This window comes from Mammaliicoccus sp. D-M19, assembly GCF_022386695.1.
GTDB lineage: Bacteria > Bacillota > Bacilli > Staphylococcales > Staphylococcaceae > Mammaliicoccus > Mammaliicoccus sciuri.
Map to the genome: position 1 here is coordinate 88,293 of NZ_JAJNHW010000010.1, position 14,631 is coordinate 102,923.

14 protein-coding genes are annotated in these 14,631 nt (G+C 33.9%); 13 read left to right on the forward strand and 1 reads right to left on the reverse strand.

Annotation, left to right across the window (positions count from 1 at the left end; genetic code table 11):
- Nucleotides 1-774 precede the first annotated feature (774 nt).
- The 11 genes from LQ675_RS13955 (at nt 775) to LQ675_RS14005 (ending at nt 10,692) form a co-directional block, all read left to right on the forward strand.
- Entirely contained in the window at nt 775-1,953 is a 1,179-nt protein-coding gene (locus LQ675_RS13955; protein ID WP_239728334.1) for a YbfB/YjiJ family MFS transporter, read from the forward strand.
- 98 nt (nt 1,954-2,051) lie between these two features.
- Nucleotides 2,052-2,762 carry a GntR family transcriptional regulator gene (locus LQ675_RS13960; protein ID WP_048540838.1) on the forward strand — a complete coding sequence of 237 codons (711 nt, stop codon included), beginning with the start codon at nt 2,052-2,054 and terminating at the stop codon, nt 2,760-2,762.
- Between the two features lie 55 nt (nt 2,763-2,817).
- On the forward strand, nt 2,818-3,918 hold the full coding sequence (locus LQ675_RS13965; RefSeq protein WP_239728355.1) for an SIS domain-containing protein: 1,101 nt from the start codon (nt 2,818-2,820) through the stop codon (nt 3,916-3,918).
- A gap of 12 nt (nt 3,919-3,930) precedes the next feature.
- A complete protein-coding gene (locus LQ675_RS13970; RefSeq protein WP_075578369.1) occupies nt 3,931-4,866 on the forward strand; it encodes a 1-phosphofructokinase family hexose kinase in 936 nt (311 codons plus the stop codon).
- Entirely contained in the window at nt 4,863-5,804 is a 942-nt protein-coding gene (locus LQ675_RS13975) for a tagatose 1,6-diphosphate aldolase (RefSeq protein ID WP_239728358.1), read from the forward strand. The genes LQ675_RS13970 and LQ675_RS13975 overlap by 4 nt, the downstream gene beginning before the upstream one ends.
- 22 nt (nt 5,805-5,826) lie before the next feature.
- The gene (locus LQ675_RS13980) at nt 5,827-7,611 is read left to right on the forward strand and encodes a glycoside hydrolase family 35 protein (protein WP_152291963.1); all 1,785 of its coding nucleotides are present in this window, start codon (nt 5,827-5,829) and stop codon (nt 7,609-7,611) included.
- Complete coding sequence (locus tag LQ675_RS13985; RefSeq protein ID WP_048540849.1) at nt 7,612-8,088, forward strand: PTS sugar transporter subunit IIB; 477 nt, start codon at nt 7,612-7,614, stop codon at nt 8,086-8,088.
- A gap of 27 nt (nt 8,089-8,115) precedes the next feature.
- A complete protein-coding gene (locus LQ675_RS13990) occupies nt 8,116-9,018 on the forward strand; it encodes a PTS mannose/fructose/sorbose/N-acetylgalactosamine transporter subunit IIC (RefSeq protein WP_048540851.1) in 903 nt (300 codons plus the stop codon).
- Complete coding sequence (locus LQ675_RS13995; RefSeq protein ID WP_211097939.1) at nt 9,005-9,862, forward strand: PTS system mannose/fructose/sorbose family transporter subunit IID; 858 nt, start codon at nt 9,005-9,007, stop codon at nt 9,860-9,862. The genes LQ675_RS13990 and LQ675_RS13995 overlap by 14 nt, the downstream gene beginning before the upstream one ends.
- Nucleotides 9,863-9,880: 18 nt before the next feature.
- Nucleotides 9,881-10,276 (forward strand): PTS sugar transporter subunit IIA, encoded by a 396-nt coding sequence (locus LQ675_RS14000; protein ID WP_048540852.1) that lies wholly within the window; start codon nt 9,881-9,883, stop codon nt 10,274-10,276.
- A gap of 68 nt (nt 10,277-10,344) precedes the next feature.
- Nucleotides 10,345-10,692 (forward strand): DUF2200 domain-containing protein, encoded by a 348-nt coding sequence (locus LQ675_RS14005; protein WP_048540854.1) that lies wholly within the window; start codon nt 10,345-10,347, stop codon nt 10,690-10,692.
- Between the two features lie 326 nt (nt 10,693-11,018).
- On the opposite strand, the gene LQ675_RS14010 is transcribed toward LQ675_RS14005, so the two are convergent.
- Complete coding sequence (locus tag LQ675_RS14010) at nt 11,019-11,798, reverse strand: class I SAM-dependent methyltransferase (RefSeq protein WP_107610321.1); 780 nt, start codon at nt 11,796-11,798, stop codon at nt 11,019-11,021.
- Nucleotides 11,799-11,932: 134 nt separating this feature from the next.
- Between LQ675_RS14010 and LQ675_RS14015 the strand changes: the two genes are divergently transcribed.
- Nucleotides 11,933-12,451 carry an NUDIX hydrolase gene (locus LQ675_RS14015; RefSeq protein WP_172965096.1) on the forward strand — a complete coding sequence of 173 codons (519 nt, stop codon included), beginning with the start codon at nt 11,933-11,935 and terminating at the stop codon, nt 12,449-12,451.
- Between the two features lie 374 nt (nt 12,452-12,825).
- Nucleotides 12,826-14,631 (forward strand): YSIRK-type signal peptide-containing protein (locus tag LQ675_RS14020; protein WP_239753269.1); only part of this gene is annotated, 1,806 nt, incomplete at its 3' end.

Genomic DNA, 14,631 nt, shown 5'->3' on the forward strand with positions numbered 1-14,631 from the left:
TAATAGTCTCGTATCATGCCAACAAAGTCACAACTGTGATTTTGTTGGCATTTTTTATAAGCAGTTCTGGCTGAAGGTGCAAATACTGATACCGTTACGAGCAGTTTTGGCTGAAAGTGCAAATACTGAGTGCGTTAGTTACACTTCAGCCGAGTTTTGTAATTAAGGCCGTCCATAGTAACACTTCGTTCGAGTTTTGTAACTAAGGCAATCCATAGTAACACTTCAGCCGAGTTTTGTAATTAAGGCCGTCCATAGTAACACTTCGTTCGAGTTTTGTAACTAAGGCTATCCATAGTAACACTTTGTCCGAGTTTTGTAACTAAGGCTATCCATAGTAACACTTTGTCCGAGTTTTGTAACTAAGGCTATCCATAGTAACACTTCGACCGAGTTTTGTAATTAAGGCCGTCCATAGTAACACTTTGTCCGAGTTTTGTAATTAAGGCCGTCCATAGTAACACTTCGTTCGAGTTTTGTAATTAAGGCTATCCATAGTAACACTTCGTTCGAGTTTTGTAACTAAAGCAGTCCATAGTAACACTTTGTCCGAGTTTTGTAACTAAGGCTATCCATAGTAACACTTCGTTCGAGTTTTGTAACTAACGCCCCCGTTACGAACAAGTTTAGCCAGAAGTGTTCACAAGAGCTCTTACTACACTCATTACCAATAATTCTCCTCATTTTCCTCATCTTTCTGCTATAAATTCATCTTGTATATTAATGCTATGAGGAGGATAATAATGTTTAAATATAGAAAATGAGGTGCATAAATTGTCAGCAAATAAAGCATATAAACAATTACTGCTAGGAATGTTATCACTATTTATTGTCATGGCAATTGGGCGATTTTCGTACACGCCTATTTTACCTTTTATGCAAAAGGCGACTCATTTAACAAACCAGAATGCTGGTTTACTGGCTACGGTAAATTACTTAGGATATTTAATTGGTGCGATGATTCCGACCTTTTTAATTATTAAAAGTAAAGTGGTAGATTTAAAAATTTATTTATTAATCAATATTATTTCTGTTCTATTAATGGGTGTTACGCAAGGTTTTCTTGTATGGAATATTTTAAGATTCATTGCTGGCATTACAAGTGGTACTGTATTTGTGTTAGCTTCAAATGTTGTGCTCGAGTCTTTAAATAAAGGTGGGAAATCTCATTTATCTGGATTCTTATATAGTGGTGTAGGGATTGGTATATTTACAAGTAGTATATTTATTCAAATTTATACGGATTATAATACTTGGGCATCAACATGGATTATCTTAGGCATCGCTTCATTAATATTAAGTTTTATAGTTATATTCTTTATGAAAGAAATTAAAGAACCTGTCAACTTAGAACAAAAGGCAATACATATAAATGATCAAAATAGCGCATTATATACAAAATGGTTTATGATATGTTTTTCAATTGCTTATTTATTAGAAGGTGCAGGATATATTGTCACAGGTACGTTCTTAGTTGCGATTGTTGAATCTATTCCTGATTTAAAAGAATACGCAGCCCTTAGTTGGATGTTTGTCGGTATGGCAGCAATACCTTCATGTGTATTATGGTCTATTTTAGGCAATAAGATTGGATTTATTAAAGCGATATATTTAGCTTTTATTCTTCAAATTATCGGCGTAATCTTACCAGTATTTTCGCATAATATTATAGCCTTAATCATAAGTTCATGTCTGTTTGGTGGGACATTCTTAGGATTAACGACTTTATTTATGTCTCGTGGTCAACTCATGAGTGCTGTCTCAGGAAGAAATTTAGTCGCTTTACTTACATTTATATATAGTCTCGGACAAGTTGTGGCACCATATTTTGCAGGTATCCTTATCGGAAGTTCTAATAACTATAACGGTGCATTGATATTTGCATCTTCCTTATTAATACTCGCTCTTGTAGCGATATTTATGAGCATAAAACCATATCAACCTAAAAGTTAGAGTAGTGAAAATATACATTTTTATAAAGCGTTTACATTTTAAAGAGAATGATTTATAATTAAAACTGGTTATAACCAGTTGGAATAGGAATGATTGAGATGTTAAAAAATACACATTTATATTATCAAGTTTATGCAAAAATTAAAGATAAGATTATTTCTGGTGAATACAAAGAAGGCGACAAGTTACCTTCAGAACGAAAGCTTTGCGATGAATACGATGTTAGCAGAATCACGATTAGAGAAGCGCTTGATAACTTAGAAGCAGAAAGTTTAATTCAAAGAGAACATGGTAAAGGGTCTTTTGTATTAGGTAATCAATATAATCAGAAGATGAACAATCTTTATAGCTTCAAAGATGAAGTTGAAAAAAGCGGCGACAAAGCAAGTACAAAGGTAATAAGTATTCAAAGAGTAAAGCCTAGTATTTATATTCAAGAAAAAATGCAGCTCAAATCATTTCAAGAAGTGTATGAACTTAAGAGGTTAAGATTAGCCAATGATAAACCGTTAGTATTTGAGACTAGTTACTTACCTTTAAAGAATTGCGAAGGGTTGGATCGATTTGATTTTAATGAAGTATCATTATACGAAACATTAAATACTCATTACCAAATTCAAATCAATCATGCTTATGAAACATTAACAGCAAAAAATATAACTAAAGAACAAGCGCAACATTTAGAGAAAAATGTTAATGATCCTTGTATGTTTATAGAAAGATATAGTTTTGTAAATGATGAGATTATTGAGTACACAGAGAGTGTTGCAAGCGGTAAAGACTATAAGTACACAGTAGACTTAATATAGTCTTTATATATACAAACTGGTTATGACAACATTACCAATATTGGAGGGGAAAGTATTGTTAAACACAACGGACACATATTCGGAGATTAAACAACAACCTGAAATGTGGCAATTAACAGAAGAGATTATTAAGGATATTAAATCAGATTTTGACAAATTCATTAAAGATATAGAGAAAAATACAACTGGGAAGTTAAAGGTACTATTTACGGGTGCAGGGTCATCAGCGTATGTCGGAGATATTTTAAGAACAGCAATTGATACGAAACATATGCCTAAGTGGGACTTTGAATCTGTGCCAACGACACACTTTGTTACGAGTCCTGAAGCGTATATAGATTCAGAAACGACGTATTTAATTGTGTCATTTGCTAGATCTGGTAACAGTCCTGAAACGAAAGCAACGATTGATTTAGTCGAGCAGTTATCAGATAACGTACATCATTTATTTATCACAAATAATAAAAGTGGTTATTTAGCAACTGAAGAAAGTTTAAAACATGTTTTTAAAGTGATTCTTCCTAAACAAACAAATGATAAATCACTAGCCATGACATCAAGCTTTTCTTCAATGCTTGTAGCAGGTTATTTATTATTTAACGGATCGATTACAAATGACTTTTATGATACTGCAGATTCGCTATTTGAATATTTGGAAGAACTAGCAGATCAAACATTACAAAAATCATTTGAAAAAGTATTTTACGTAGGAACTGGATTGTTAGGTGAACTTACTAAAGAAGTTAGCTTAAAATTAAACGAACTAACAGGCGGTCATGTTGAGATTGCTAGAGAAACGACATTAGGGTTTAGACATGGTCCAAAAGCAGGATTAAAGAAAGGTTCTATTTTTATATTACTTAGAAGTAATGAAACATATAAACGAGACTATGAAAGTGACTTATTAAATGAAGTAAACAAAGTTAAAGATAAGTACCAGTTGCTTATTTTAGATGGTCAATCTTCAGATGAAAGTACACAAATACCAAATATCGAGGATTATAATGACTTTGAAATAGGGCTGATTTATTTAATGTTTGGTCAATTACTAGCAAGCAAAAAATCTGTCGAACTTGGCTTGAATCCTGATAATCCGAGTCCAGATGGCTTTATCAATCGTGTTGTTAAAGGGGTAACAATATATCCATATAGCTAAAGGGTGAGAAGAATGATTTTGACAAATACATTAAATCCATCTATCGATATCAGCTATCAAGTTGAAAGTCTTGAAATTGGGGCAGTGCATAGACCGACACAAATGATTAAAAATGCTGGCGGTAAAGGTATAAATGTGACGAAAGTTCTGAATGATTTAGGTGTAGACGTGACAGCTACAGGTTATTTAGGTGGAGCGAATGGACAATGGATCCAAACTCAACTCGAACAAAGAAATATTCAACTTCAATTCATAGATATAGAAGGCAATACAAGACAGTGTATCGCGATTAACGATGGTGAACATCAAACTGAAATTCTTGAAGCTGGACCTGAAATATCTGAAGCATCGCAATCTTTGTATCTTAAACAATTAACGGATATTGCGCATCAGTATAAAGTTGTAACCATCAGCGGAAGCACACCTAAGTTAATGAATCAGTCAAAGACTGCATATATGATTAAAATTTTAAATACATTAACGCATAGTTACAACATTGTCGATATAGATGGACAATCGTTAAAAGGAATTTTAGGACAGTGTGCTCATATTCATGCGATAAAACCTAATCAATCAGAATTTGAAGACTTAGTTCATCAAAAGGAGTTAAGTCACCAAGACATTATCAAGATTCTAAAAACAAATCAGTTATTTAAAGAAGTGGATGTATTTGTAACGCTTGGTTCTGAAGGTGCGATTATTAAATTGAAACAGTCGATTTACAAAGCAACTTTACCAAACATAAATGCGGTTAATCCTGTAGGTTCAGGAGATGCTACTGTAGCAGGTATCGCTTATAGTGTGGAGTATGATTTAGATCCTGTAACGACAATTCAAACAGCTTTAGCATGTGGTACTTCAAATGCGATGCAAGCTGCAACGGGAAAAATCATTCAACAAGAAGTGGATGATTTAATCAAAAAAGTGGGAGTGGAGAAATTAGCATGACAAATAAAAATATAAATAAACTCGTCGATGACAAAGGGATATTCGCTGCAATTGCTGTTGACCAAAGAGGAGCACTCAAAAGATTACTAGGTGAACAAGGAACGGATGACAACATTGCATTATTTAAAAAACTTGTATCTGAAACACTTTCACCAAGTGGTTCTAGTATTCTATTAGACCCTGAATATGGTAAAGAGGGCATACAAGCTAAGGCTAAAGACGCTGGATTAATTTTAGCTTATGAACAAACAGGATACGATAAATCAGTAGTTGGTAGATTACCAAGATTAGTTGAAGGTTTATCTGTTAAACAATTAAAAGAGATGGGTGCTGACGGTATTAAATTACTCATCTATTATGATGTTGATGAACCGGACGATATTAACAATGTAAAGAAAGATTTAGTACAACAAGTTGGACAAGAAACGGTCGAAGAGAATATTCCGTTCCTATTAGAAATCTTAACTTATGATGATCAAATAGGTGATGTAAAAGGCGGGTCATTTGCTAAAGTAAGACCACATAAAGTGATAGAGGCGATGAAAGCTTTTAGTGATGAAAAGTATAACGTCGATGTACTTAAAGTTGAAACACCCGTTAATATGAACTATGTCGAAGGTTTTGCAGAAGACTATGTCTTTAGTAAAGAAGAAGCGGCATCATATTTTAAAGAGCAAGAGACAGCAACTTCAATACCTTACATATATTTAAGTGGGGGTTTAACTTCACAACAATTTAAAGATACACTTGTCTTTGCACATGAAAGTGGTGCGCATTTCAATGGTGTATTATGCGGACGTGCAACATGGCAAGGTGGAACTGTTGTACTCAAAGAACAAGGTCAAGAAGCTGCTAAAGAATGGTTGAACAGTGAAGGCATTCATAATTTAGAGACGCTCAATAACATCATACAGAAGACAGCAACTCCAATAAGATAAACAAAGAACAGGTGGTGTAAAGATGCATAAATTTGAAATTAACACTGATTTCTTATTAGATGATAAGCCTATTCAAATATTGTCTGGTGCTATTCATTATTTTAGAGTACCTAAGGATGACTGGTATCATTCATTATACAATTTAAAGGCACTCGGTTTTAACACAGTTGAAACCTATATTCCGTGGAATTATCACGAGCCTCGGGAAGAACACTTTGAATTTAGTGGCGAAAAAGATATTCAACACTTTATTCAGTTGGCTGAAGAATTAGGTCTATACGTGATTATAAGACCATCTCCATTTATATGTGCAGAATGGGAGTTTGGAGGTTTACCTTCATGGTTGCTCAATTACAAAGACATGAGAATTCGTTCGTCAGACCAAAGATTTATCGATAAAGTAGACCGATATTATGCACAATTATTTAAAATATTAAAGCCGTTACAAATTGATCATAATGGACCTATTATTATGATGCAGATTGAAAATGAATATGGCTCATTCGGTGAAGATAAATCATATTTAAATATGATTAAAGATTTAATGATTAAACATGGTACAACAGTGCCACTATTTACATCTGATGGCGGATGGGCACAAACTTTGAGGGCAGGCAGTATGGCTGAAGATCATATTTTACCAACCGCTAACTTTGGATCTAAGACTGATATAAACTTTCAAAATTTAAAATCATTCCATGATGAATTTCAGAAAAAATGGCCGCTCATGTGTATGGAATTTTGGGATGGTTGGTTTAATCGATGGGGCGACGACATTATTAAACGAGAAAGTGATGATTTAGTTGCCGAAGTAAGAACTGCCGTTCAACAAGGACATATCAATTTATATATGTTTCATGGTGGTACGAATTATGGATTCTGGAACGGTTGCTCAGCTAGAGGTTCGGTAGATTTGCCTCAAATTACTTCTTATGACTATGATGCACCTCTTAATGAAATGGGCAATCCGACTCAAAAGTATTATGATTTGCAGAAAATGCTCAAAGAAGAAATACCACATATTGAACAAGCAGAACCGTTAATAAAAGATTTTATTGAATTGAAACATATTCAACTACAGGATAAAGTCAGTTTGTTTAATGTTCTAGATGAAATATCGTACAAGACGACTTCTAAATATCCAGAAACGATGGAAGAAGCGGGTGATGGACTTGGTTACATGCTTTATCGCACGAAAGTACACAAAGATTCATCCATTGAAAAATTTAGAATTGTTGATGCAAGAGATAGAGTAAAGATGTATATAGATGGTGAACATGTTTATACGGCCTATCAACAAGAAATCGGGGATACTTTTGAAGCTGAATTACAATCAGAAGACCCTCAAATTGATATACTCGTTGAAAATATGGGACGTGTAAATTATGGATATAAATTGCTTGCAAGTACACAAAGAAAAGGTTTAGGACAAGGTTTAATGCAAGATTTGCACTTTGTTCAAGACTATGAACAATTCCATATTCAATTAGAGCAACTAAACAAGGAGCATTTTGAAGAAGAATGGATTAAAGATACACCTGCATTATACAGGTATGTGTTTATGTTAAATGAAGCAAACAATACGCACATTGATGTAAGCGCTTTCTCCAAAGGCGTAGTATTAGTGAATGGCGTGAATATAGGTAGATATTGGAATGTTGGACCAACAGCATCCCTATATATATCAAAAACACTGCTTCATGAAGGGGAAAATGAAATTATTATTTTTGATACTGAAGGGACATATAACCAAGAAATTAATTTGGTGAAAGAACCTAAATTTATTCAAAAAAAGGGAGAGATTTAAATGACAATTATAGCGAATAGAATTGATGGTAGGCTGATTCACGGGCAAGTAGCAAATTTGTGGACGACAAAGCTAGATATTACAAGACTTATGGTTATTGATGATGTTGTCGCAGAAAGTACAGTGGATAAAAGTGGGCTTAAATTAGCAACGCCAGCTGGTGTTAAATTAAGTGTATTACCTGTTAAAAAGGCTGCGGATAACATATTAAATGGTAAATATGACTCTCAAAGATTAATGGTGATTGCCAAAGGACCTGATCAATTTTTAGAACTTGTAAACTACGGTGTGAAAATTGATGAGTTAAATGTTGGTAATATGTCTCAAACGAAGGAAACAAGATCAATCAAGCGTTCGATTAATGTTACGGATAAAGATATAGAAATGTTTAAACAGCTTAACGACAAAGGTATTCGAATTATTTCGCAAATGGTTCCAAATGATAACAGTGAGGATTTCATGTCATTGATTAAATAATATTCAAACAAAAAGGGGTTTTTAATTATGGAAATATTATGGTGGCAAGTTCTGCTTTTAACATTATATGCGGGTTATCAAATATGGGATGAACTTCATCTTTATTCTTCAATAAGTCAACCCGTATTCGCTGGTTTAATTGCAGGGTTAATCATGGGAGATGTAACAACTGGCTTAATTATCGGTGGTAGCATGCAGTTAACTATTTTAGGTGTTGGTACATTCGGTGGTGCATCTAGAATTGATGCGAACTCAGGTACAATTTTAGCGGTAGCTTTCTCAGTTGCATTAGGTATGCAGCCGACTCAAGCAATTGCAACATTAGCTGTACCTGTTGCGAGTTTGATGATTCAAACAGATATTCTAGCTCGATTTACAAACACATTCTTTGCACATCGTATAGACGCAAAAATCGAACAAATGGATTATAAAGGCATTGAACGTTATTACATTGCAGGTATTATTCCATGGGCATTATCAAGAATGATTCCAGTATTCTTAGCATTAGCTTTCGGCGGTTCTGTCGTTAAGACAGTTGTGAACTATTTAAACTCCGACTTAAAGTGGCTAGGAGATGGATTAACAACTGCAGGAGCTGTACTACCAGCAGTCGGTTTTGCAATCTTATTAAGATACTTACCTATTAAGAAACATTATATGTATTTCATTTTAGGATTTGTATTAACAGCGTTATTAGCTACAGTATTTGATGGTATGAGCGGTTTAGGTACAGCTGTTTCAGGACTTGATAAGAAATTTGATACTGTATTCAATCCTCTACCTATGTTAGCCATTGCGTTAATTGGATTTTCGTTTGCTGCAATGGAATACAAACGTACTTCTTTAGCAAAACCAGTACAACCTGGAGAAATGAATACTTCTAATTCTCAAAATGATGATGAAGGGGAGATTGAAGATGACGAACTATAATCAAAATGTTGATCCTAAAGAACAAAATGTCATATCAGAAGGTCAGTATAAATTAACTAAAAAAGATTTTAGACAAATTAATAGAAGAAGTTTATTAGGGTTCCAAGCTGGATGGAACTATGAACGTATGCAAGGATCTGGCTATTTATATATTATGCTTCCACAATTACGTAAAATTTATGGTGACGATACACCAGAACTAAAAGAAATGATGCATACACATGCTCAATTCTTCAATACGAGTAACTTTTTCAACACAATTGTGACGGGTATTGATGTCGCGATGGAAGAGCAAGAACAGATTAAATCTAAAGAATCTGTAAGTGGTATGAAAGTAGGTTTAATGGGACCATTCGCAGCAGTAGGTGACTCTATATTCGGTTCATTAATTCCAACTATATTTGGGGCGTTAGCTGCCAATATGGCGATTAACGGAAATCCTTTTGGTGCTTTTATATGGTTAGCAGCACAAATTGCCGTTATGGTCTTTAGATGGAAACAATTAGAATTTGCATACAAAGAAGGTATATCTTTAGTAACAACGATGCAACATAAACTCGAATCATTAACAAATGCTGCTACATTGCTCGGGGTATTTATGGTCGGAGCACTCGTCGCCACGATGGTTAAAGTTCAATTTGCATGGGAACCAAAAATTGGTGATTTAACCGTTAATATTCAAAATAATGTCGATATGATTTTACCAAAATTATTACCATTAGCAATTGTACTAGGTGTTTATTGGTTATTAGGCAAAAAACATATGAATTCAACGCGTGCAATTTTTATCGTTATCATTGTAACGGTTATATTATCTGCATTAGGCGTATTAGCAAAAATTTAATCAATAGGAGTTTTCACAATGGGAAAATTAATTTTAGCAAGTCATGGTTCAATGTGTGAAGGTTTAAAAGAAAGTGTTGAAATGATATTAGGACCACAAGATAATATTGAAACTGTTGCACTTTTGCCTGATGAAGGACAAGAAGACTTTGAAAAGAAATTTCTAGCAGCAATCACTGATGAAGAAGTAACTGTATTTACAGATTTACTAGGTGGTACACCAGCCAATGTCATTTCTAAAACTTTAATGACTGGAAAACAGTTTGATTTATATGCTGGAATGAACTTGCCTATGGTTATTGCATATTTAAATGGAGAAATGCTGAATCAAGAAGCGGACATCATTAATGAAACACAAAAAAGTATCGTAAAAGTAAATGATTTACTACAAGGCTTAGATGAAGATGATGAATAACGATAAAAATTAGTCAAGAAATGCTGTTACCTTTATAATAGAGTAAAGATAAAAATGAGGGATGCATAATGAAGAATGAAAAAATATATGACATGCCAGTATCAAATGTTTATCCACATTACGTCACAAAAGCTGAGAAAAAAGGTAAAACAAAAGCAGACGTAGATGAAATCATCATTTGGTTAACAGGTTATAGTCAAGAATCATTAGATCAGCAATTAGAGAACAAAACTGATTTTAGAACATTTTTTGAAGAAGCACCAAATATGAATCCAAATAGAAAACTGATCAAAGGCGTCATATGTGGCATAAGAGTTGAAGAAATCAAAGAACCACTTATGCAAGAAATTAGATACTTAGACAAATTAATAGATGAGTTAGCAAGAGGTAAGAAAAAAGAAAACATATTTAGGTAAATATGTAGTAAAAGCATGGGATAAGGCAGGAGTTAGTAACAAAAGTCTGGCGAAATGTAACTAAGGAGTCCGTTAGTAACAAAAGTCTGGCGAAATGTAACTAAGGAGTCCGTTAGTAACAAAAGTCTGGCGAAATGTAACTAAGGCAGCCGTTAGTAACAAAAGTCCGAGGAAATGTAATTAAGGCGGTCTATAGTAACAAAAGTCCGAGGAAATGTAATTAAGGCGGTCTATAGTAACAAAAGTTTGAGGAAATGTAACTAAGGCATGCCATAGTTACAAAAGTCCGAAGAAGTGTAAAGCATGGGATAATATCCCATGCTTTTTTAATGATATGCTACCCAAAGTGTCCACTGATCTTTTTCTATTATGGGAGAATAGTCTCCTACATATTTGGGAAATTGTGCTACAAATGATTTTAATTCTTGGTCTGATAATTCAAATAGAATACTACGACCTTTTCTTGATAAATAATCATGCTGTAAGGATTCTATCATTGCATATGATTGTCTAATTTCATTAATTTTTAAAGTTTCAACATTATTAAATCCAACATCATACAATGCGTTTGTAACATCTACTTCTGAATGTCTTCTCTTTGAATCAAAATCCCGAAGTCTTGAAAAATGCTCATATAAATATCCGCGTAGATTGTTTGAAGAAGCAGGAATCGCTAAATCTTCAATAGTTCGATCTTGAATAACAAATATGCTGTTATCTTTTAGAATACGCTTTGTTTCTAAAAAAGCTTTTTGTAAATCTTGAATATGATGAATGAGTGCTCTTGAAAGTATAAAATTCTGTGACTGGTTGGCTAAATGATTATTGAATATATCTCCAACTTCAAATTGTATATGGTTATTGTAAGCTTGTTCATTAGCTGATGCGATCATTACTTCAGATTGGTCTATACCTAAGACATGCTTGAATCCAAATTCACTTAATTGATTTGTATAAATGCCGCCACCACAACCAATGTCTAGTGCATCATCCATATCAATATTAGATTGTTTGATGATGCTACTTATCAAAGATACCCATTTATAATCAACCTTTCGTCCACTATACATATACTTATTCTGCTCATCATGAAAAATATTATTCAATATATCATCCCCTTTCCTTACACCATACACCTAAATGAATGGTTGTAATAATACACATAACTTATGAATAGCTATAACAAGGTGTTAATTTCAATATGATAAAATATGATTACTATGATTACGGAGTGGTGAGAATGGAGAATTGGGATTTATACGATGAAAATAGGCAGTTATTAAATGAAACGATGACAAGAGGAAATGAAGTGCCTGCTAATCGATATCATCTTGTGATTCATGTTTGTATTATTAATAAACAGGGACAATTGCTAATACAAAAAAGAAGAGATGACAAACAAGGATGGCCAGGTAAGTGGGACTTTTCAGCAGGAGGTAGTGCTGTTCAAGGTGATACAAATAGAGATGCAGCAGAACGAGAAACATATGAAGAACTAGGTATTCAATTAGATTTAACTAATCGAAGACCACATTTCACAATTAATTTTGACGACGGATATGATGATTTTTTCATAGTGCATCAAGATATAAATATAGAGAAACTAAGCTTTCCAACAGAAGAAGTACAAGAAGTAAAATGGGTTACAAAATATGAATTATTAGACATGATTAAAGAAGGTTTATTTATTCCATATAGGAAAGGTCTTATAGAATTTATATTTGAAATGAATATCGGTTTAGGAACAATCCGTGAGTAAGAAACAGTTTAGCTGTTTCTTTTTTTTTTGAAAATTTTATTATTCAGATAAAGTTTTCAAAATAATATGATTATTATTAGTTAACTTATTATACTAGTACTCACTCGCTCAAAATATGTCTCGCGCAGAATTTGTATATTAAAACAATTCTTTCTAAATATATAAAATGATATATATTTAGAAATATATAAATACTATTAAATGGTCTAATTTATTTTGTTTACTCCTTAAATGTAATTTTATAACAATTAAAATAACTTATATAAATATAGTTACATTGTATAATGCTAGTTTTGCAATAAAAAAATATAGTGCAAAATTAAAATTTTATAGTAATATTAAGTTGTATTTAAATAATTTGGGAGGAGTAATATATGAGAGAAAAGAGAAGATACTCAATACGCAAATTCACAGTAGGAGCAGGATCAGTTTTAATAGGTTTAACGCTGTACTCAGGTTTAAATACAGTAGAAGCAAGCGAAAATAATTATGAAACATCTTTCAAGATTTTGGGTAATGCATCAGATGATTCTGATGATAGTGATTCAATAAAAGAAAGGAGTTTAAATTCTGAACAACAACAATCGACTTTAAAATCAACTGAGCAAGATTCGAAAGTCGATGTTACGAGTAATAATACGGGAAATGAAATAAATGAATCAGAAGTTCAAGAACCAACTTCACAACAAGAGAATAGTAATACCTCTGATGTTGCAGAAAGTTCATCCGAAGCAATAAATAATGAAGAAGTAACGAATGATCAAGGGGAAGCTACATATGACGGTCAACCGTCTCGAGAGCATCCATTAAGTAATAATGACTTAAAAGATTCAAATAATCAAAATTCAGAAGAAACAACAGTAGATCAAACTGAACAAGGGAATGAATCAGAAGATTCTTCAACTGATGAACAAAATGTAGAAGTTACTACATCAGAAGCAGATGAAGATAGTGCAACTGACTCTGAGGAAACATCTGAAGATGTTACAACTATAAAAGGTGACTTAGAAGATAATTCAGAGGAAACAGATAGTGATAATGCTGATGAATCAAGTAATGAAGAAGATGCAACAAAAGAAGACATAGATGCAAATAAAGACTCAGAAAAAGATGTTGCTTCTGATAATAAAACCAAAGAAGATGAGTCTGTAAAAAATACAACCGAAAAAGTAGAAACATCAAAAGATGAATCTTCATCAAAAGTTATAACGAATAATACACAAACCGAAGCTTCAAATAAGAGAATAGGGAATATTAGCACAAATGCTTTAATTGATGTAAATTTACTTGGTGATATGAATTTAGATGCATCCCATAATGATGGGAAGTTACAATTGAAATTAGAAGGGAGTCCACTCTTAAATGTAGCATTAGGCTCTACTTATCCGACTTTTCAATTGCCACCTCAATTTAGAACATTAATGTCAGACCCTAATTTTAGAAACGCTGTAAAAATTGATTATGATTTGCCCCCCACATTGTTAGTAGGGCCAAGAAGAACAGGATCAATAACAGGGAATGATATAAATATTGATCCAAACACAGGGGTAATATATGGTCAAGCACCAAGATTAGCAGCAATATCTTTGGCTAGTAGAATAACTTATACTTTAACTTTAGATTTAAATGCACTAACAGCTGGTGGTATTTTGCCAGATTCTGATCAACCAGGAAGACATGAATATAACTTTAGATCAGCAGTTGGATCAGGGCTCATAAATGTTGATTTATTAGCAAGTAGTGGTGATTCGGATTCAATAATTATTGAGGATGACGCCGATGCCGACGCTGATGCCGACGCAGACGCTGACGCCGATGCTGATGCCGATGCGGATGCTGACGCGGATGCCGACGCAGATTCCGACGCGGATGCGGATGCTGACGCTGACGCCGATTCCGATGCGGATGCTGATGCCGATGCGGATGCTGATGCTGATGCAGATGCAGATGCAGATGCCGATGCTGACGCAGACGCAGACGCAGACGCCGATTCCGATGCGGATGCTGACGCAGATGCTGACGCTGATGCGGATGCTGACGCTGATGCTGACGCAGATGCTGACGCAGATGCTGACGCTGATGCGGATGCTGACGCAGATAGCGACTCAGATTCAGATAGCGACTCAGATGCGGACAGCGATTCGGATGCAGACTCTGATTCAGATGCCGATGCCGATGCC